Genomic DNA, 20,745 nt, shown 5'->3' with positions numbered 1-20,745 from the left:
CGTGAAAAAATCATAAGCTTGCTTATTATAGTCAAGCTTATTGGAGACGACGCTTATGGGCCGTGGGTCCGTCGACCAGAACTTCCTCTTTACGCTCGGGGAACTCTACCGCCTGCTGCGGGTCTATGCCGACAAGGAGGCATCTCGCTTCGGTATTACCCGCGCGCAATGGGCCGTGCTGTCCAAGGTCGAGCGCAGCGAGGGCATGAAGCAGTCCGAACTCGCCGAGCTGCTCGAGATGCAGCCGATCACGCTGACGCGCCTGATCGACAAGCTCTGCGACAATGACTGGATCGAGCGTCGCAACGATGCCTCGGACCGCCGCGTCAAACGCCTCTATTTGAAGAAGGCGGGCCGGACGTTGCTCGGCCGGATGAGCGGGCTGAAGTCCGAAATCACCGCCAACGCGCTCGAAGGCATCAGTCCGGCGGACGCCAACCGTCTCGTCAACCAACTCGAGGCAATCAAGGAAAACGTGCGTGACGCGATCCAGACGAGCGGAGCGGAACAAGCACGCAAGGAGCAGCGCTATGGCTGATCAGGTTCTCAAGTTCCAGCCCGAGCAGAAGAGCGACAGCGGCAAGCCCACCAAGAAAGCCGGCACCAATCCGCGCCGCCGCCTGCTGGCGGGCCTGCGCCGCTATCGCCGCGTCCTGCTGCTGGTCGTGCTGCCGGTCGTCGTCGCGGTTGCCGGCTTCACTTTCTATCTCAATGGCGGCCGCTACGTCGGCACCGACGACGCCTATGTCGGCGCACAGAAGGTTTTGGTGACGCCGGACATCTCCGGCAAGATCGAAAAGGTCGTCGTGAAGGAAGGCCAGCTGGTCAAGCAGGGCGACGAGCTGTTCGAGATCGACCCCGTGCCGTTCCGCCTCGCGGTGGACGAGGCCAAGGCCCAGCTCGCGCAGGCGCGTACGACCTATGACAACCTCGTCGCCAACATCAAGATCTACGGTCAGATGGCGGACCTTGCCCAGCAGGGCATGGACCTGAAGCAGCGCGACGTCGAACGCAAGCAGGCTCTGGTAAAGAACAACTACGGTTCGCAGCTCGACCTCGACAATTCCTCCACTGCCTATGTCACGGCCGGCGCGCAGGCCCAGTTCGTCAAGCAGCAACTTTCCAATGCCAAGACGCAGCTGCTCGGCAAGGCCGACCTTCCGCTGGAAGAGTTCCCGCCTTACGCGCAGGCCAAGGCCAAGCTCGACACCGCCCAGCGCAACCTCGACCACACCGTGCTGCGCGCGCCGATGGATGGTGTGGCAACCCAGGTCGAGCAGATCCAGCTCGGCCGCTACGTCGCCGCCGGCACGCCGGTGTTCTCCATCATCGATGTCGCTCATCCCTGGGTCGATGCCAATCCGAAGGAGAGCGACCTCACCTACGTCACCGAAGGACAGCCGGTTACGCTCGAGGTCGACGCGTTCCCGAACCATCTCTTCAAGGGCAAGATCGGCTCGCTCTCGCCCGGCACCGGCGCGCAATTCGCGATCCTGCCGCCGCAGAACGCCAGCGGCAATTTCGTCAAGGTGGTGCAGCGCGTGCCGATCCGCATCTATTTCGACGAGGCCGACAAATACGTGCGCAAGCTGAAGGCCGGCATGAGCGTCTATGCCACCATCGACACCGGCCATCGGCGTTCGCTCGCCGGCCTGCTCGGCCTGTCGGCGACGGCAAGCCAAGATAAAGACCAGGACAAGGACTGATCCGATGGCGGAGTCCAATCCCGCCCTGATGGTCCCCGGCCTGCGCCGGAACATGGTGACGATCTGCGCCATGACCGCGACCATCATGCAGGCGCTGGACACCACCATCGCCAACGTGGCTTTGCCCTACATGCAGGGGACGCTGTCGGCGTCGCAGGACCAGATCAACTGGGTGCTGACCTCCTACATCGTCGCCGCCGCGATCATGACCGCGCCGGTGGGCTGGATCTCCAACCGCTTCGGCCGCAAGCGCATCTTCATCATCTGCGCTGCCGGTTTCACCTTCGCGTCCGTGCTGTGCGGGCTCGCGCAGGACATCAACCAGATGGTGCTGTTCCGCCTGCTGCAAGGCGTGTTCGGCGCCGCCCTGGTGCCGCTGTCGCAATCGGTCATGCTCGACTATTACACGCTGCAGGAACGCGCCAAGGCAATGTCGATCTGGGGCATGGGCGTGATGATGGGACCGATCATGGGACCCTCTCTCGGTGCCTGGCTCACCGAGACCTATTCCTGGCACTGGGTGTTCTTCGTCAATTTGCCGTTCGGCGCCATCACCGTGCTCGGGCTGATCGTCTTCATGGACGAGACCAGGAAGGATCTCAGCCTCAGATTCGACTGGTTCGGCTTCGCGGCGCTGGCGGTCGCGATCGGCTCGCTTCAGCTCGCGCTCGACCGCGGCGAGCAATTGGGCTGGCTCGAATCCGGCGAGATCATCGCGGAGTTCATCGTCTCGGCCGTCGCCTTCTACTTCTTCGTCGCACACTCCTTCACGACCGCGACGCCGTTCATCCGCTTCGCGCTGTTTCGCGATCGCAATTTCGTCACCGGCTGCATGTTCATGGTCGTGATGGGCCTCGTGCTGTTCTCGACCATGGCGCTGGCCTCGCCCTACATGCAGAACGTGATCGGCTATCCCATCATCACCGCCGGCCTGCTGCTGGCGAGCCGCGGCTTCGGCACCTTCTTCGCCATGATGCTGGTCGGCCGCATGATGCGCTATATCGAAGCGCGTACGCTGATCATCACCGGCCTGACGCTGACCGCGGCCTCGCTGTACCAGATGACCGGCTGGACCGATTTGACCCAGGTGCCGGAGATCGTCACCGTCAGCGTCATCCAGGGCTTTGGCTTCGGCCTCGTCTTCGTGCCGCTCTCGACGGTGGCGTTCCTGACCCTGCCGAACCAATTGCGCACCGACGGCACGGCGATGCTGACCCTGATGCGCAACGTCGCGAGCTCGGTCGGCATTTCCGTCGTCATCGCCGAGCTGACGCAGGGCACGCGCAAGACCTACGCGATCCTGTCCGAGCACATCAACCCGTTCAACCACGCGCTCCAGATGCCTGACGTGCGCGGCATGATCAATCTGTCCACCGATGCCGGCCGCGCCATGGCCGACCGCATGGTCAGCGTGCAGGCGCAGATCATCGCCTTCGCGCACGACTACCAGCTCGTGATGTTCTTCATCCTCTGCACCATCCCGCTCGCTTTGTTGATCGGCTCGACCAAGGCCACGCTGCGCAAGCAGGCGGCGGGGCCGGAACATGCGGTGATGGAGTAAGTTGAGCCGGAGCGTCAATCTCCGCCGTCGTCCCGGCGAAGGCCGGGACCCATAGCCACAGGATTGGGTTTGGCGAAGACTCGGAGTTAACAGCTCGCGCTATAACTTCTCCCTGTGGTTATGGGTCCCGGCCTTCGCCGGGACGACACCGATGATGTCGCGCCTACCCCAACAACTCCTCGCATCCCAAATCCTCGACCGCCATCATCACCCGCTCCAGATTATTCCACCAGATCACCGGCGGAATGTTGATGCTCCACTGCCAGACCGGCTTGGTGATGTGCCAGAGCACCGACCAGCGGTAGTCGCGATCGAGCGCGCCGCGCGTGTAGCCGCTGACACCATTCTCGATCAGCGTCTCATGGTAACGATTGAGTAGCGTCCGCTCGAGCGCCTGCCGGCGCTCTGGATACCATTGCACGGCCATCATATAAGCGAGGTCGTTCGTCGGCACATTGATGCGCCACTGGTCGAAATCGAAGATGCGCACGGCGTCCATGACACCCGCGCGCGGCAGCAGGAAATTCCAGGTATGCGCATCGCCATGCGCGACGGTTACGTGGCAATGCGAGTGATATCGCTGCAGCAGCCGCTCCGCCTTCTCGATGAAGCGCCGGTAGAGGATATGCCGCTCTTCGCTGAGACGGGTGCCGAGCAGATCGGCGAAGCGGTCGTAGTGGCCGGCGAAGATCTCCATATGCCTCGCGCTGTCATCGGCGCTCGCCCAGATGCCGACGGTGTCGCCGAGACTCGGATGGTCCCACCAGGCCGCATGCCACCGCGCGAGCGCCATCACAATCTCCATCGCCTGATCGCGCGAGGGCGGCAACGGCCAGTCGGCTGCGACCTCATGGCTCTCGGTTAAGTCCTCGAGCAGAAGGTGCCAAGCCTGGCTCTCCTCGTCGAAATGGCCGTCGTAGCAGCGCGGCACGATCTGCAACGGCATGTTCGGCGCAACTCGGGTGTAGAAGGCCACCTCTTGCCTACCGGAATTGGCCAGCGCCTTGGCATAGGTCGAATGCGGCATCTTGAGGATGATGGAGTGCGGGGCCCCCGCGGATTCCCCGACATAGCGCAGCCCAAGGCGGATGACGTGCGATACGATGGCTGGGTGCTGATGCAGCACCTTCACCTCGCGCACGGCACCCGCGTCCAGCACGCCGCTCCTGCGCAACGCAGCCGTCAGGCGGGCCGGCTCGACGACGGCCGGCAGTTGTGGAGGTGTCATAGCCATGATGCCCCTGCCCGGCGGCATACTGCACGATCACAAGTCCGGGCACCAGCAGACGGCCGGATGCCGGGCTCAAGCCGCGGCGGTCGAGTCCCGCACGGTCCGGACCACAACCGACCGCAACTGTTCGAGATTGGCCGCCATGCCGGCGATCGCCTGCCTGACCTCCGCGGCGCGCTCGTTGACGGAGGCGGCGTCGCGGCTGACATCGCCGATCTTCGCCGAGACCTCCTTTGCCGCGGAAGCCGATTCGGAAATCGAGCGCGTGATCTCGCGCGTCGCGGCGTCCTGCTCTTCCATCGCGGCGGCAACCGAGGTGGCAACGCCGTCGATCTCGACGATGTGGCTTCCCATGGTTTCGACGGCATCGACCGCAGCCTGCGTCGAGGCCTGGATCTCGGCAATCAGTCGCCCGATCTCCTCAGTGGATTTGGCGGTCTGATCGGACAGGGATTTCACTTCGGCGGCGACCACCGCGAAGCCGCGGCCGGCCTCGCCGGCCCGCGCGGCCTCGATCGTGGCGTTGAGCGCCAGCAGATTGGTCTGGCCGGCGATGCCGCCGATGAGGTCGGAGACCTCGGCGATCTTCTTCACCGATCCGGCCAGCGCCTGGATGGTCGAGCGTGCCTGTTCACGACCTGCGACCGCCGATTTGGTGACCGTGCTGGTCCGCGCGACCTGGGTGGTGATCTCGCGGATCGAAGCACTCAATTCCTCGGCCGCGGCCGAGACGGTCTGCGAGCTGCCGAGCGCCTGGCTGGAGGCCGCGGCGACCGCCTGCGACTGCGCGGAGAGCGACCTTGCGATCTCGGACAGGCTGGAGGCGGCGCGCTCCACGCCTTGTGTCGCCGCGCTCGCGCTGTCGACCGAGCGGCCGGTCTCCCGCTCGACGGTCTCGGCCATCTGGTGCAGGGCCCCACGCTTGGCGAGCGCCGCCTCCTGCTCCTGCTGCAGCTGTTCTTCGCGCAGCCGGGAATTGTCGACCGCCGCCTGCTTGAACACCAGCAGGGCGCCCGCCATCGACCCCACCTCGTCCTGACGGTGTGCGAAGGGGATGTCGGCGGCGAGATCGCCGGTCGCAAGCTTCTGCATGGTGCCCGTCATGCGCACGATCGGGCGCACCACGCCAAGGGCGACGCCGAGCAGGCCCGCGGCAATGAAGGCGAGGACGGCGGCGGAAACGCCCAGGAGGATATAAAGCATGGAGCTGTCGCGGTCCGCGGCCAGCTTCTCCATGTCGGCATTCTGCTTGTTGGCGCTCTCGACGATGCTGTCGATGACGGCGCGATGCGCGGTGTAGGCATCCTTGAGCTGCGCGTAAGCGCGCTCGGAAGCAGCAATGTCCTTGGCCTTGAGGGCTGGCAGGAGCTGGTCGGACAACAGCTTCCAGAACTTCTGCACCTCGGCGTCGGATTTCGACACCAGGGCGGTCTTCAGGTCGGCCGAGAGGCTGGAGGTGACCCAGAAGGCTTTGCGCTCGTCGTAATCCTTGCGGAGCTGGACCAGGCGGTCGCCGTGCGCTCCCAGTTGGTCCGGCTCGCGCATAGCGAGGGTGGCCTCGAGATAGGCCTCGATCACGTATTCCGGCGGCGGCAGAATATCCGCGATGAGGTCATTACCGAGCTTGATGTCGGAATAGAGCGGGCCACCGACCTTGAGCTCGCGCACCGCGTAGAGGCTGGTGGAGACCACGGCCGTGAAACCGATGGCCAGAACGATGCCGAAAGCAATGATCGCGGAGGAAAGCGACAGACGAATTTTCATGGAACAATCCGATGGGGCCGCGCCTAATCCAGCGGACCCTAAGGGACTACGGTAAACACGGACTTTCTTCGCGCAGAAATTGCGTCGCAAAGGCCCCGGGAAACTACGGGAATGGTCTACGAGGAGCCGCTTCCGGCGGGACGCCCGACGCTCCATCGTCCCTGACAGGCTCAGGCGCAGGTCCGGGACGCCGCTGGAGTTAAACGTCGAAGAACACCGTCTCGTCGTCGCCCTGGAGCCGCAGGTCGAGGCGATAGACCGCCTTGCCGGCTTCGCGCACGGCCGTCAGCGTGGCGCGGCGGTCGGCCGGCACCAGCGTCAGCACCGGATCGGCGGCATTGCCGGCCTCGTCGCTGAAATAGATGCGGGTATAGAGATGCCGCAGCATGCCGCGGCCGAACACCGCAAGCAGGATGTGCGGTGCCTGCGGCCTGCCGTCGGGATCGGGCGCGGCGCCCGGCTTGATGGTGTCGAAGGAATAATGGCCGTCCTTGTCGGTGCCGCAGCGGGCGAAGCCGCGGAAGCTGGCATTCGGCAGCGCGCGCTTGTCCTGCGGATCGGCAAAGCGACCCTGCGCATCGGCCTGCCAGATCTCCAGCATGACATCGGGCACAACGACCCCGTCGCCGTCGAACACGCGGCCCTCGATGCGGACGCGATCGCCGGTGACGTCCGGGGTCAGCGTCGAGTTCGTGAACGCATCGTTCCACGCGTAGTCGCCGGTCGGCGTCAGGCCATATTTGAAGAATGGGCCGACGGTCTGCGATGGTGTGATCCCATTGTCCATCTCGCTTCCCTGCACTTAATGGTTCTCCGTTGGCGTGGCGTTCTTGCCGCGCAGCACGATGTCAAAGCGGTAGCACAGCGCCCATTCGGGCTGGGTGTTCTCGAGATCGAATGAGGAGACCATCCGCGCCCGCGCCTTCTCGTCCGGCACCGAATTGAAGATCGGATCGAACGGGAACAGCGGATCATTCGGGAAATACATCTGCGTCACCAGCCGCGTGACGAAGGAATAACCGAACACCGAGAGATGGATATGGGCCGGCCGCCACGCATTGTGGTGGTTGCCCCAGGGATACGCGCCGGGCTTGATGGTGACGAAGCGGTAGTAACCGGAGGCATCGCTCACAGTGCGGCCGGCGCCCGTAAAATTCGGATCGAGCGGAGCCGGATGCTGGTCGCGGACGTGAACGTAGCGGCCACAGGAATTGGCCTGCCAGATCTCGACCAGCGAGTTCGGCACGCCGCGACCGTCCTCGTCACGGACATGGCCGTGCACGATGATGCGCTCGCCGAGCGGCTCGCCGGTGTGCTGGGTGGTCAGGTCGCTATCGCCCTCGCGCACGGTCTCGTGGCCGTAGACCGGGCCGGTCAGCTCCGACAGCGTATGGCGCATCGGGATCAACGGCTTGTTCGGCGCGCGCTTGATCGAGCTCTTGTATTCGGGCGACAGCGGCAGCGGATGCGCCTGATTGCTGTCGACGGGATAGATCAATGTCATTGGCGAACTCCTCCCCGGTCCTTGTCGTCCGGCCGGTCAACGCTTCCGCCAATCATTATAGGACATAACTAATTTGGGGAAGCGGGTTTGGGCCCCTATTTGATCGGCGGACGCGGCAATACGGCTTCCCCGGCTTCGAGCCGGTAGACATGATCGAGCGAATACCAAGGCGTCGCGACGTCGCGTTCGGTCGGATGTGGCGCGTCATGACGCAGGAACTTGCCGATGAGCGCCTTCGTCACGCCGAACTGCACGTCGCTGTCGATATGCGGATCAGCGGGGTCGTAAACCTGCGAGATCAGCACCTTGAATCCGGGCTTGAAGACCAGGGCGTGCAGGTGCGCGGGACGATACGGATGCCTGCTCTGCGCCTCCAGGAGACGGCCGACCACGCCATCGGTCGGAATGGGATAGCCGACCATCATCACGGAGCGGAAAGAGAAGCCCCCGTCCAGGTCGGTCGTAAACTTGCCGCGCAGGTTCATGTCGGCCTGCTCGGGGTCCTGGTTTTCATAGAGACCAACGGGCGACGCGTGCCAGACGTCGACCTCGGCGCCGGGGACGGGATGGCCGTCCTTGTCCACGACACGGCCGTTGACGAACAGCGGCGCGCCCGGCGTCTCGGAGCGGACGATCGATCCGCCATTCTCCACCCGCGGCGCGTTCAACCGCCAGAACGGTCCGAGCAGCGATTGGTCGGTTTCCGTGTTGCCCTGATCGCCATTGTTCAGCAGGCACACCAGCGGCGAGACGCCGAGCGAGCCCGCCATCAGCACGACCTCATTATGCGTGTCGGTCGAGAGCTTGCCGAGCTCGGCGATAACAGCCGTGGCGTCGCGGAATTCCTTCTCGGTCAGGCGAACGTCGCGGACAAAGCCGTGCAGATGCTTGACCAGGGAGACCATGATCTGGCGCAACCGCGGATCGGATGTCCGCTCCATCACCGCCAGCGCGGCGGCCGTGACGTCCTGCTCACGCGCGATGACCATGGAACGATCCCTTTCTCTGTCATTCCGGGATGGTCCGAAGAACCAGACCCGGAATCTCGAGATCCCGGGTTCAGCCCTCGCGGGCTGCCCCGGGATGACGAGACGCGACGCGTCCCGTTAGTTCAGTTTCTCGATCGCGACCGCGACGCCCTGGCCGACACCGACGCACATGGTGGCGAGCGCGAGCTTGCCGCCACGCTTTTCCATGCCGTGCACGGCGGTGAGCACGAGACGCGCGCCGCTCATGCCGAGGGGATGACCAAGCGCGATCGCGCCGCCATGCGGATTGACGAAATCGGCCTCATCGGCGACGCCGAGCTGGCGCATGCAGGCGATCCCCTGCGAGGCGAAGGCTTCATTGAGCTCGATCAGGTCGAAATCGCCGATCTTCTTACCCAACCGCTCCATCAGCTTGCGGGTCGCGGGCACAGGTCCAATGCCCATGATGCGCGGCGGCACGCCGGCCGAGGCGAGGCCGAGAATGCGCGCGCGCGGCGTCAGGCCGTGTTTCTTCACGGCAGCCTCGGACGCCAGGATCATCGCGGCGGCGCCGTCATTGACGCCGGAAGCATTGCCGGCGGTGACCGTGCCAGGATTGCGCACGATCGGCTTCAGTTTTGCCAGGGCTTCGAGCGTGGTCTCGGGGCGCGGATGCTCGTCCTTGTCGACCGTAACAGGGCCTGCCTTGCCACCGGGAATGGTGATCGGAATGATCTCTTCCGCGAAATAACCGGCCGCGATCGCCGCGCCAGCGCGCTGCTGCGAGCGGATCGCGAAGGCGTCCTGATCGGCGCGCGAGACCTGGAATTCCTCGGCGACGTTCTCGCCGGTTTCCGGCATCGCATCGACGCCATACTGCGCCTTGAGCAGCGGATTGATGAAACGCCAGCCGATGGTGGTGTCGAAGATTTCGGCGGAGCGCGAGAAGGCCTCCTGCGCCTTGCCCATCACGAAGGGCGCCCGGGTCATGGATTCGACGCCGCCGGCAATGGCCAGCTCGATCTCGCCGGAGCGGATGGCACGGCCGCCCGCACCTACCGCGTCGAGGCCGGAGGCACAGAGCCGGTTCAGGGTCTGGCCGGGAACCGAGTCCGGGAGACCCGCAAGCAGCAGAGCCATGCGCGCGACGTTGCGGTTGTCCTCGCCGGCCTGGTTGGCGCAGCCGAAGAAGACCTCGTCCACCTGTGCCCAGTCGAGATTGGGATGCTTGGCCATCAGCGCCTTGATCGGGGCTGCGGCGAGGTCGTCGGCACGCACCTTGGCGAGCGAGCCGCCGAAACGGCCGATCGGGGTCCGCACGGCATCGCAGATAAAGACGTCACGCATCGTTGTTCTCCCTGAATGCCCCGGTTCGGCCAGAATTCTTCAATGACGGCGGAGTTTTAGGAGGGCGCCCGCGGCAGGTCAATTGACTGATACACGCGCGTTCCGAGGGGGGCGCACGCCAGTGGCGCATGCCGCGGTGCGGACAACGTGGAAAACCTCTCCTCCCCGGCCAAAGCGATAGGAGCAGGTGCCGAAATTTTGTAGGTTGCGCCGCCCATGACCATGCAACAGCCGATACCCGTACCGCCCCCCGACGACACGCTCGCGCCGCAGGCTGAAGCCGCCGCGCGCGTCACGCCGATGATGGAACAGTATCTCGAAATCAAGGCGGCGCATCAGGGCCTGCTGCTGTTCTACCGGATGGGTGATTTCTACGAGCTGTTCTTCGAGGACGCCGAGATCGCCTCGAAAACGCTCGGCATCGTGCTGACCAAGCGCGGCAAGCATCAGGGTGCCGATATCCCGATGTGCGGCGTGCCGGTGGAGCGCTCCGAGGATTATTTGCATCGTCTGATCATCGCCGGCCACCGGGTCGCCGTATGCGAGCAGACCGAAGATCCCGCCGCGGCGAAAGCGCGCGGCAACAAGAGCGTCGTGCGTCGCGGCGTGGTGCGCCTGGTCACGCCGGGCACGCTGACCGAGGACAATCTGCTCGATGCGCGCGCCAACAATTATCTGATGGCGCTCGCGCGCGCGCGCTCATCGGCGGGCGGCGACCGCTTCGGCCTCGCCTGGATCGACATCTCGACCGCCGAATTCATGGTGACGGAATGTTCGGGCGGAGAACTCGCCGCAACGCTGGCGCGCATCAATCCGAACGAGGTCATCGTCGCCGACGCGCTCTACAACGACAGCGAACTCGGGCAGATCTTGCGCGAGCTGCCGGCGGTGACGCCGCTGACCCGCGACGTCTTCGACGGCGCCACTGCCGAGAAGCGCCTGTGCGATTATTTCGCCGTCGCGACCATGGACGGACTGGCGCAGCTTTCTCGTCTCGAAGCCACCGCCGCAGCCGCGGCCGTCACCTATGTCGACCGCACCCAGGTCGGCAAGCATCCGCCGCTGTCGCCGCCCGCGCGCGAGGCATCGGGCGCGACCATGGCGATCGATCCGGCCACCCGCGCCAATCTCGAATTGACGCGCACGCTGGCGGGCGAACGCCGGGGCTCGCTGCTCGATGCGATCGACTGCACGGTGACCTCGGCCGGTTCGCGCCTGCTGGCACAGCGGCTCGCCGCACCGTTGACCGACGCGCCTGCAATTGCGCGCCGGCTCGATGCAGTCGGCGTCTTCGTGGCGGACTCCGCTGCGCGCGAAGACATCCGCAGCATTTTGCGCGGCGCGCCCGACATGTCGCGGGCGCTGGCCCGTCTCTCGGTCGGCCGCGGCGGGCCGCGCGACCTCGCCGGCCTGCGCGATGGCATCATCGCCGCCGACCAGGTGCTGGCACGGCTTGGCGAGCTCGATCAGCCGCCGCAGGAGATCGCCGCGGTCATGGCGGCCCTGCAGCGCCCGTCGCGCGAGCTCGCATCCGAATTTGCCAGCGCACTCGACGAGCAGCTGCCGCTGATCAAGCGCGACGGCGGCTTCGTCCGCCAGGGCTACGAGCCCACGCTGGACGAAACGCGCAACCTGCGCGACGCCTCGCGTCTCGTGGTGGCCTCGATGCAGGCGCGCTACGCCGACAACACAGGCGTCAAGGGCCTGAAGATCCGGCACAACAACGTGCTGGGCTATTTCGTCGAGGTCACGGCGCAGCATGGCGACAAGCTGATGTCGGCGCCGCTGAACGCGACCTTCATCCATCGCCAGACGCTGGCGGGCCAGGTGCGCTTCACCACCTCCGAGCTCGGGGAGATCGAAGCCAAGATCGCCAATGCCGGCGACCGCGCGCTCGGGCTCGAGCTCGAGATCTTCGAGCGGCTCTGCGCTAAAGCGCTCGATATCAGTGAGGATCTGCGTGCCGCCGCCCACGGCTTCGCGCTGCTCGACGTCGCGACGTCGCTGGCCAAGCTGGCGATCGACGAGAACTATGTGCGACCCGAGGTGGACTCGTCTCTCTGCTTCGCGATCGAGGCCGGCCGCCATCCCGTGGTCGAGCAGGCGCTCAAGCGCAATGGCGAGCCGTTCATCGCCAATGCCTGCGATCTGTCGCCGAGCCCTGCGCAAAAGTCCGGCCAGCTCTGGCTGCTGACCGGTCCGAACATGGCCGGCAAATCGACCTTCCTGCGCCAGAATGCGCTCATTGCCTTGCTTGCCCAAATCGGCAGTTTCGTGCCGGCCTCGCGCGCACGGATCGGCATCATCGATCGCCTGTTCTCGCGCGTCGGCGCCGCCGATGATCTCGCCCGCGGTCGCTCCACCTTCATGGTGGAGATGGTCGAGACCGCTGCGATCCTCAACCAGGCCGGCGAGCGCGCGCTGGTGATCCTCGATGAGATCGGCCGCGGCACGGCGACCTTCGACGGTCTCTCGATCGCCTGGGCCGCGATCGAGCATCTGCACGAGAGCAATCGCTGCCGCACGCTGTTCGCCACGCATTATCACGAGCTGACCGCGCTCTCGGCAAAACTGCCGCGCATGTTCAACGCCACCGTTCGCGTGAAGGAGTGGCAGGGCAATGTCGTGTTCCTGCACGAGGTGCTGCCGGGCTCGGCCGACCGCTCCTACGGCATCCAGGTCGCCAAGCTCGCCGGCCTGCCGCCGGCCGTGATCACGCGCGCGAAATCGGTGCTGGCAAAGCTGGAAGCCCAGGACCGCGGCCAGACCGCGCGCGCGCTCGCCGACGATCTGCCGCTGTTCGCGGTACCGTCGCGCGCCGCCGCGGAAGCCGCGCCGCCGAGCGAAGCCGAGCTGCTGATGGAAGCTGTGAAGACGCTGCACCCGGATGAGATGTCGCCGCGCGAAGCGCTCGATGCGCTCTATGCGTTGAAGGCCAAGCTGCCGAAGCAGTAGAGAAACGGGCTACGGACCCCTTCATCAACCAGAGAATGCTGCCATGCTGAGGACATGTCATCGTCCTCACTGCCAGTGCTCTCGCCAATACTTTCGGCCAAGCTTGCTTCTCTGGCGAGACCGACGGCGACCAACCACGAAGTGGACGACATCCTGAGCGAACTCGCTGCCCTACCGGCGCAGCTTGTCGTTCGGGCCAGCCGGGAAATTGCGGCCGGTGCAGGTCTCGGCTGGTGGCAGTTCGATAGGAGGCCGCGCGAAGTTCTCCGCACACATTGGGCGCGTCTCCCTTTCCTTCGGGTCAGAGAGTGGTTCTGGCCAAAATCTATTTCTGAGCCCGTTCCATCTGACCACGAACGGCTTGCCGCGAATGCGAATCTTGCTTGGCTGTTTCTGTTTCACCCCAGCGGATATCTTCGGGCGGCTGCGCTCCACTCCATCAACGTTGCTCCGACCTCGCCATTTTTTCTTGCCGCACTGGCATGGCGGCTCAACGATTGGGTTCCTCAGGTTCGAGAGGCCGCGCGGCTTTGCGCCGAACGCGAATTGCCTCTCGTCGATGCCCGTGTAGCCGCGGTAGCTGCGCCGTATCTTCTTGGCCGCCGGATTGCGTGGCACCGCTGGACGCACGAACAGGACACCCTCGACCAAGTATTTGCGCGTAAGGATGTACTGGAAGCACTGGCTGCGCAGTTGCGGGCCGGAACGACCGGACCGCTGGCTGCTTGCCTCCGCCACACGATGCGATTTGCCGCTATCGATGTGCATTTGATCGAACTGGCACGGCAAGCCCGAGAACCGTCAGTACTCGCTCTTGCATACCGATGTCTGATCTCCGGCCGAGCCGACTGGGTCGTCGGTTTCGAATGGACGTGGATCGACAAGGTCTACTTCCAGCGGCGACAAGTCCCCAAGCTCGAAACGAGATTGATCGTGCGAGTTGAGAAAGCTGCCGACCTCGTCAAAGAGGCGGCGCGCGACAAATCAGCGATCGTGCGAAAGATCGCCGCCGACGCCTTGATTGCCAAACAGTGTCAATTGCCGGACCAGGAAAGTTTCGTTGCATGACTGGCGAATGACAAGAGCGCGGCCATCCGCTCGCGGGCCGCCTACCTGCTGCGCCACCTGCCATCGGTGGATACTCTGGCTGACAAACCATGAAGCGAGCCGCAATGCCGGGCTGGACGCTGAAGGGCAAGCTGCCGAAGCAGCGATAGTGCCGTAGCCCGGATCAGCGAAGCGACATGGGACCACCGCTCCCGCATATCGCTTCGCTCATGCGGGCTACGACGCCTTCTGCGCCGAAAGAAGGTGCTGCAGGTGGGCAAGGCGGCTTATCCGCTGTAGCTCGAAGAGCGCAGGCGGAAGCGAGCGCCACCATGCAAAGGCGAATCCGCCGATTGATAGTGGGCACGGCGCGCGAGGGGCGCGCCTTTGCCCACCCTACGATTCCTGTGCGCTTGGCTACGCCCTCGCCGCGATCGCCGCTGCCTCCGCGGCGGCGCGCTGCATGCTGGTCGACATCTCGCTCGTGACCGTGCTCTGCTCCTCGACGGCGGCGGCCGTGGACGTCACGTATTCGCTGACGTTGTTGATCGCCTGCTTGATCGAGCCGAGCGCGCTGACGACGTCGCCGGAGATGCCGTTGAGGCTGCCGATCTCCTGGCCGATCTTGTCGGTTGCCTGCTTGGCCTGGTTGGCGAGGCTCTTCACTTCGGACGCAACCACGGCAAAGCCGCGGCCGGCTTCGCCGGCGCGGGCGGATTCGATCGTGGCGTTCAGCGCCAGCAGATTGATCTGGCCCGTGATGCTGTTGATCATCTCGACGATGCCGCTCATTGCCTGAGCCGCCTCGGTGAGGCGCTGGGCCTGCGCGTCCGCGGCGGACACCTGCTCCACCGCGCTCATCGCGGTCTCGCGCGACTTCGTCATCGCCGCGGAGATCTCCCGCACCGAGGCGTTGAGCTCCTCCGAACCCGCGGCGACGGATTCCATCATGGCGCGGACGCGCTCGTTGCCCATGCGGACCAGCACCTGCTTGGTGGTGTCGGTGGCGTATTTCACGACCTTGAACGGCTTGCCGTTGAGGTCGAGGATCGGGTTGTAGGAGGCCTGGATGTAGACCTCCTTGCCGCCCTTGCCGATGCGCTTGTATTCCGCCGCCTGGTACTGGCCGCGGCCGAGCGCCGCCCAGAACTCGCGATAGGCGGCACCGTCGCGCTCGCTGGGATCGACGAACATGCTGTGGTGCTTGCCTTGGATCTCGGCCAGCGAATAGCCGAGCGCCCCGAGGAAGTGGGGGTTGGCGGTGATGATCGTGCCGTCCATGTTGAACTCGATCACGGCTTGCGCCTTGTCGATCGCCGATATCTGGCCAGCGAGATCGGCGTTCTTCAGCTTCGTCGCGGTGACGTCGGTCGCGAACTTGACGACGCCATACGGCTTGCCGTTGTCGTCGAGCAGCGGATTGTAGGAAGCGAGAATCCACACCTCCCTGCCACCCTTGCCGATCCGCTTGAACTCGCCGGCCTGGTAGTCGCCGCGGTTGAGCCCGGCCCAGAATTCGCGATAGGCCGTGCCGTTGCGGTCAGCCTCGGCCACGAACAGGCTGTGATGCTTGCCTTGGATCTCGGCAAGCGAATAGCCGAGCGTCTTGCAGAAATTCTCGTTAGCCGTGACGATGGTGCCATCGAGCTTGAACTCGATCACGGCCTGGGCGCGGCCGATAGCGGCGATCTTGGAGGCGTCGGTCATGCTCCGGATCTTCTTCGCAGTGATTTCGGTCGCGATCTTGGCGACCATCACCGCCTTGCCGTCGCCGTCGAGCACCGGATTGTAGGACGCTTCGATCCAGACCTCGTGGCCGTCCTTCGCGATCCGCTTGAACTCGCGCGCCTGATACTCGCCCCGGTTCAATGCGGCCCAGAACGCCTTGTACTCGGCGTTGTCGCGCTGGTCGGCGGGCACGAACATGGAGTGATGCTTGCCCTGGATTTCGTCCAGCCGATAGCCGAGGGCATCGAGAAAATTCTTGTTGGCCGTGATGATCGTGCCGTCAAGCTTGAATTCGATCATCGCTTGCGAACAGCCGATGGCGTCGAGCCGCGCCTGTGCATCAGTGTGGGACTTACGACCGAACATCCAAATGTCTCCTCGTTGGGAAATCGTTTTTGCACGCGCGGCGTCGCCCTCGCGCTTGAAATTTTCGCCCCGCCGTTCACGCGGGTGTCCTGCTGGAATTGTAGCCCGTCATTCAACGTCGGCCGTCTCGACGGCTGACGAGTAAGGTTAGGGTCAAGGCGCAAAGATTAAATTAACAATGGATCGGAATCGCGCACACCGCAGAAGGCTGATCCCGGTAAAACATCGGTGTGAAATGCTTACGCTTCAATGCGCCGACTTCTGCGCCCATTCCACCAAAGCGTCAGATTCCACATCACGCAGGTTGCAAGCGCAAGAAAAAGACCAATCGCTGATCCAAATTCCACCACTGCGACGTGCATAACGGCAATCGCCATTCCGAATCCGAGCAAGCCCCAGGCGGAGTTGGCGAGCACGGCGGCCGTCGGCGGACCGCCGATGCGCGGATGCAGGATCACCATGATGCTGGTGAACACGACCGGATACAGCGCGATGATGCCGCTGATCCTTGGGCCGACCCAGCCCGACGTCGAGACGACGATGGCGACGAGGGTCGCAACCAGCGAGGCCCGCATCGGGATGTCGTACCAGCGGCGCGTCACCAGCGGCATCTTCACATGGCGGTAGCCTGCCAGGAGCGGAATGCAGACGCCGAACGCGATCAGATTGGCGGCGAGCCCGGCCGTCAGGCTCCAGTCAAACATGCGGATGATCGAGGCAATGGCGATCCAGACCGCGAACGCGCTGCCACAACTCACCACCAGGCTGCGCCGCTGCGCCAGCATCACATAGGTGAGGCACATGAAGATCGTCGCAGCATTGATCGGAAGGCTCGACAGAGCACCTTGCGCGATGAAGGCGGCGTCGTGGTCGAGCGCGAGGAAGACGTAGGACGGGCCTGCCGAGATCGGCAGGGTCGCCACCAGCCCGCCGATCACCGGGCCGGTGCGCTCGGCAATGAACGACGCCGACACGACGAACGCCGCGGCGATCGTCATGCGCAGAACGAGGAGAAGGATGAAGTGAAGCTCGGGGGACATCTGGCGCGGGATGATTTTTGTTGAGGCGAATTATCCGCGGGGTCGTTCACCTCTCCTTGAGGGAGAGGTCGATTTGCACAGCCAATCGGGTGAGGGCTTCAAGTCCCACTGGGAGCGCACCCCTCACCCGCGACCTCTCCCTGTTGGAGAGCCGACAGCTACATCCGCTGCATCGACACCGAGACCTTCGGGCCGTTCTTGATGGTCTGGTAGACCACGCAATAGCGCTCGGTGAGCTTGAGCAGCAGGTCGAGCTTGTCCTGCGGCGCATCGGTGTCGACCTCGAAGCGCAGGCGGATCTCGGCGAAGCCGACCGGGGTCTCCTTGTCGACCCCGAGCGTGCCGCGGAAATCGAGATCGCCTTCCGCATAGACGTCGCCGGTCTTGAGCGGCACCTCGATCGCGGTCGCGACCGACTTCAGCGTGACGCCGGCGCAGGCGACCAGCGCCTCGAGCAGCATGTCGCCCGAGCAAAGCTCGAGACCGGAGCCGCCGGTGGCCGGATGTAGGCCGGCCATTGCGATGGCCCGGCCGGTCTCGACTTTGCAGGCGATACCTTCGCTATCCGTCGAGCCCTTGGCCTTCAGCGTGATCATCGCGGTCTTGGGATCGGTCTTGTAGCGTTCCTTGATCGGGGCCTGCATCTGGCGCAGTTCTGCGGCGTCCATCTCGTTCTCTCCCGGAAAATCGTCTCTGCGAAGTACCGGCTTGCGATGTACCGGCTCGGAGAGAAATTGTCACCACCACATGGCCTGACCGGGACCCTGGGTTGCGTCGCGGTCGGGCACGCTGCGGTCGAGCGAACGGTCGAGTGACGTCAGCACACTTCGCTTGAAATTCTCGAACAGCGGCGAATTGCGGTCGCGGGGCCGGCCCAAATTGATCTCGATCTGGTCGAACAGTCGGCCCGGCCGCGGCCGCATCACCAGCACGCGGTCAGCCAGCACCACGGCCTCGTCGACGTCGTGGGTGACGAGAACGAGCGTCGGCCGCGTGTCGGCCCAGAGGTCAAGCAGATGATCCTGGAGGTCGCGGCGGGTGAAGGCATCGAGCGCCGAGAACGGCTCGTCGAGCAGCAGCACCTCGGGCTGCGGCACCAGCGCGCGGGCAATCGCGACGCGCTGCGCCTGCCCGCCCGAGAGTTCGCGCGGCCAGGCCTGCGCCTTGTCGGCGAGGCCGACGCGCTCGAGCGCGCGCGCCACCTTCTCGCGCCGCTCGGTCGCAGGCAGGTCGGCAAGACCAAAGCCGATATTGTCGGCGACGCTGAGCCAAGGCAGCAGCCGCGGCTCCTGGAAGATGATGCCGATCTTGGCGTGCGGCGAGGCGATCGCCTCGCTGTCGAGCGTCACGGTACCGGAACTGGCACGGTCGAGGCCGGCGATGGCGCGCAGCAGCGTGGACTTGCCGCAGCCGGAGCCGCCAATGATGGCGACGATCTCGCCTTGCCTGATCTCGGCGGAAAAGCGCGCCAGCGCATGCACACCGTTGGGATAGGTCTTGCTGACCCGGTCGAGCGCCAGCATCGCTTAAGTCCCCTTTGTCAAGTTTCTTTGGCGCGCCCGAAGGCGTCCTGCCAGCGCAGGAGGGGCGCGGACCCGACCTCGATGAGCCAGTCGGTGAGCTTGCCGAGAATGGCGAAGATCACGATCGCGGCGAGGATCTGCGCGGGCTTGCCGAGCTGCTGGCCGTCGAGCAGGAGATAGCCGAGGCCTTCGGAAGCGCCGATCAACTCGGCCGCCACCACGAACATCCAGCCAAGGCCGAGGCCGACCCGCAAGGAGACGACGTAAGCCGGCAGCACCGCGGGCAGCAGGATACGGCGGATCATGGCGGGTCCGGAGAGACGGAAAATGCGGCCGACCTCGACGATCTTGCGATCGACGGAGAGGATCGCGCCCATCACGCCGAGATAGACCGGGAAGAACACGCCAACCGCGATCAGCGCGATCTTGGAGGTCTCGAAGATGCCGAGCCAGAGGATGAACAGCGGCACCCAGGCCAGCGAAGGGATCGCGCGCAACGCCTGCACGGTCGGATCGAGCAGCCGGCGCGCCAGCGACCAATAGCCGGAGATCGCGCCAAGCAACGTGCCCGCGACCACGCCGAACGCGAAGCCCAGACCGACCCGCCACAGCGTCGCGGCGATGTGACGGAGCAACTCGCCGGAGCGGGCGAGCTCGGCGATGGTGGCGAACACGCGCGAGGGTGGCGGCACCAGCCTGCCGTTGGACCAGCCGGACCAGACCACGAGCTCCCAGCCGAGCGCGAGGATGAGCGGCAGCAAGATCCCCAGCATCGGCCGCGCGTAGCGCGACAGCCGCGAGGGCTTGGCAGCGGCTTCGGCTGGTTCCGAAGATTGTTGCAGGACGGGCGCGTCGGAGATCATGGCCGGTAGCAAGCGCGTCTGGTCGGGGAATGCAACAGTGTTGCCAAGCTCAACAGCTGTCGTCCCGGCGAAGGCCGGGACGACGATGATGGATGTTGCGCCAGCTCCTCTCTTACCGACCTCAATTCGTCGGCAGCGGAACCTGGTCGTCGATCAACGCATCCAGCATCGCCTTCACGTCGACCTTGGCGTCGACGACGCCGGCTTGCTGGAGGGCGAGGCCCGCGGCGAGGATCGACTCGCGCTGGGGTGTGCCAATGCGGCTGTGGGTGAGCTCGGTGCGCTCCTTGAGCTGCTTGTCGACGACGGCGTCGGGCAGCTTGGTAACGGCGATGAAGGTCTTCTTCAGCTCGTCGTAATTGCCCAGCGAATATTTTCGTGCGTCCTCGTAAACTGCCAGCACGCGGCGGACAACGTCCGGATTGTCCTTCAAGAACTGCTCGCGCACATTGAGGATGCCCCAGGTGTTGGCGTCGGCCTTGCGATAGAACAGCTTTGCGCCCTCCTCGACCTCGGCCTGCGCCATCATCGGATCGAGCCCCGCCCAGGCGTCGACGTCGCCGCGGATCAGCGCTGTCTTGCCGTCGGCGTGCTGGAGCAGCACCGGCGTGATGTCCTTTTCGGTGAGGCCGGCGCCGAGCAGCGCGCGTACCAGGAAGATGTGCGGATCAGTGCCGCGCGTCACCGCGACCCGCTTGCCCTTGAGATCGGCAACAGCAGCGATCTTGGAATCCTTTGATGTCACCAGCGCTGTCCATTCGGGACGCGAATAGACGTAGATCGATTTGATCGGGTTACCGTTGATGCGCGCCACCAGCGCCGCCGAGCCCGCGGTCGAGCCGAAATCGATCGAGCCGGCGTTGAGGAATTCGAGCGCCTTGTTGGAGCCCGCCGACTGCACCCAAATGACGGTGATGCCGTCCTTGGCGAACTCCTTCTCCAGCAGCCCCTTCTGCTTCAGGACCATCGACACCGGATTATAGGTCGCCCAGTCGATACGGATTTCCTTCAGCGGATCGGTTGCCCGTGCCGCGGGGGTCATTGCGAGCGCCACCGCTCCCGCCAGCAGAATGCGCCGTGTTATCCCAGTCATGCCCAGCCTCCTCCGAAACTTCATTGTTTTTCAATGAGTTATAACTAGA

Annotated in this window: 17 protein-coding genes; 5 read left to right on the top strand and 12 right to left on the bottom strand. The window is 64.7% G+C overall.

Features of this window, described 5'->3' with window-relative positions; all coding sequences use genetic code 11:
- The first annotated feature begins 55 nt into the window (after window positions 1–55).
- Genes IVB31_RS31225 through IVB31_RS31215 form a run of 3 tightly spaced genes read left to right on the top strand, consistent with a single transcriptional unit; the run spans window position 56 to window position 3,267 of the window.
- Window positions 56–538, top strand: a complete 483-nt coding sequence (locus IVB31_RS31225) for a MarR family transcriptional regulator (RefSeq protein ID WP_247331809.1) — start codon at window positions 56–58, stop codon at window positions 536–538.
- Window positions 531–1,706, top strand: coding sequence for an HlyD family secretion protein (locus tag IVB31_RS31220; RefSeq protein WP_247331808.1), 1,176 nt, complete (start codon window positions 531–533; stop codon window positions 1,704–1,706). The genes IVB31_RS31225 and IVB31_RS31220 overlap by 8 nt, the downstream gene beginning before the upstream one ends.
- A 4-nt stretch (window positions 1,707–1,710) precedes the next feature.
- Window positions 1,711–3,267 carry an MDR family MFS transporter gene (locus tag IVB31_RS31215; RefSeq protein ID WP_247331807.1) on the top strand — a complete coding sequence of 519 codons (1,557 nt, stop codon included), beginning with the start codon at window positions 1,711–1,713 and terminating at the stop codon, window positions 3,265–3,267.
- Window positions 3,268–3,430: 163 nt separating this feature from the next.
- On the opposite strand, the gene IVB31_RS31210 is transcribed toward IVB31_RS31215, so the two are convergent.
- The 6 genes from IVB31_RS31210 to pcaF all read right to left on the bottom strand — a co-directional run bounded on the left by IVB31_RS31210 (window position 3,431) and on the right by pcaF (window position 10,081).
- Complete coding sequence (locus IVB31_RS31210) at window positions 3,431–4,522, bottom strand: ecdysteroid 22-kinase family protein (protein ID WP_247331805.1); 1,092 nt, start codon at window positions 4,520–4,522, stop codon at window positions 3,431–3,433.
- Between the two features lie 48 nt (window positions 4,523–4,570).
- The gene (locus tag IVB31_RS31205) at window positions 4,571–6,262 is read right to left on the bottom strand and encodes a HAMP domain-containing methyl-accepting chemotaxis protein (protein WP_247331803.1); all 1,692 of its coding nucleotides are present in this window, start codon (window positions 6,260–6,262) and stop codon (window positions 4,571–4,573) included.
- Between the two features lie 199 nt (window positions 6,263–6,461).
- Window positions 6,462–7,049: a protocatechuate 3,4-dioxygenase subunit alpha gene (pcaG, locus tag IVB31_RS31200; RefSeq protein ID WP_247331802.1), complete on the bottom strand. Its 588-nt coding sequence runs from the start codon at window positions 7,047–7,049 to the stop codon at window positions 6,462–6,464.
- 15 nt (window positions 7,050–7,064) lie between these two features.
- Window positions 7,065–7,766, bottom strand: coding sequence for a protocatechuate 3,4-dioxygenase subunit beta (pcaH, locus tag IVB31_RS31195; protein WP_247331801.1), 702 nt, complete (start codon window positions 7,764–7,766; stop codon window positions 7,065–7,067).
- A 95-nt stretch (window positions 7,767–7,861) separates the two neighbouring features.
- Window positions 7,862–8,755, bottom strand: a complete 894-nt coding sequence (locus tag IVB31_RS31190; RefSeq protein ID WP_247331800.1) for a dioxygenase — start codon at window positions 8,753–8,755, stop codon at window positions 7,862–7,864.
- Between the two features lie 117 nt (window positions 8,756–8,872).
- A complete protein-coding gene (gene pcaF / locus IVB31_RS31185) occupies window positions 8,873–10,081 on the bottom strand; it encodes a 3-oxoadipyl-CoA thiolase (protein WP_247331799.1) in 1,209 nt (402 codons plus the stop codon).
- A gap of 216 nt (window positions 10,082–10,297) precedes the next feature.
- Between pcaF and mutS the strand changes: the two genes are divergently transcribed.
- Window positions 10,298–13,036 carry a DNA mismatch repair protein MutS gene (mutS, locus tag IVB31_RS31180; protein WP_247331798.1) on the top strand — a complete coding sequence of 913 codons (2,739 nt, stop codon included), beginning with the start codon at window positions 10,298–10,300 and terminating at the stop codon, window positions 13,034–13,036.
- Between the two features lie 141 nt (window positions 13,037–13,177).
- A complete protein-coding gene (locus tag IVB31_RS31175) occupies window positions 13,178–14,104 on the top strand; it encodes a hypothetical protein (RefSeq protein ID WP_247331797.1) in 927 nt (308 codons plus the stop codon).
- Between the two features lie 396 nt (window positions 14,105–14,500).
- On the opposite strand, the gene IVB31_RS31170 is transcribed toward IVB31_RS31175, so the two are convergent.
- The 6 genes from IVB31_RS31170 to IVB31_RS31145 all read right to left on the bottom strand — a co-directional run bounded on the left by IVB31_RS31170 (window position 14,501) and on the right by IVB31_RS31145 (window position 20,696).
- Entirely contained in the window at window positions 14,501–16,177 is a 1,677-nt protein-coding gene (locus IVB31_RS31170; RefSeq protein WP_247331792.1) for a PAS domain-containing methyl-accepting chemotaxis protein, read from the bottom strand.
- 239 nt (window positions 16,178–16,416) lie between these two features.
- Window positions 16,417–17,217 (bottom strand): hypothetical protein, encoded by an 801-nt coding sequence (locus IVB31_RS31165; RefSeq protein WP_247331787.1) that lies wholly within the window; start codon window positions 17,215–17,217, stop codon window positions 16,417–16,419.
- 158 nt (window positions 17,218–17,375) lie between these two features.
- The gene (locus IVB31_RS31160) at window positions 17,376–17,885 is read right to left on the bottom strand and encodes an OsmC family protein (protein ID WP_247331785.1); all 510 of its coding nucleotides are present in this window, start codon (window positions 17,883–17,885) and stop codon (window positions 17,376–17,378) included.
- Window positions 17,886–17,954: 69 nt separating this feature from the next.
- Window positions 17,955–18,740: an ABC transporter ATP-binding protein gene (locus IVB31_RS31155; protein WP_247331784.1), complete on the bottom strand. Its 786-nt coding sequence runs from the start codon at window positions 18,738–18,740 to the stop codon at window positions 17,955–17,957.
- A gap of 17 nt (window positions 18,741–18,757) precedes the next feature.
- Window positions 18,758–19,603, bottom strand: coding sequence for an ABC transporter permease (locus IVB31_RS31150; RefSeq protein ID WP_247331783.1), 846 nt, complete (start codon window positions 19,601–19,603; stop codon window positions 18,758–18,760).
- Window positions 19,604–19,724: 121 nt separating this feature from the next.
- On the bottom strand, window positions 19,725–20,696 hold the full coding sequence (locus tag IVB31_RS31145; RefSeq protein ID WP_247331782.1) for an aliphatic sulfonate ABC transporter substrate-binding protein: 972 nt from the start codon (window positions 20,694–20,696) through the stop codon (window positions 19,725–19,727).
- Between the last annotated feature and the right edge of the window lie 49 nt (window positions 20,697–20,745).

Source organism: Bradyrhizobium sp. 21 (assembly GCF_023073335.1).
GTDB lineage: Bacteria > Pseudomonadota > Alphaproteobacteria > Rhizobiales > Xanthobacteraceae > Bradyrhizobium.
Note: the sequence above shows the minus strand (reverse complement) of the source record. Positions and strands in the feature narration are given on the sequence as shown.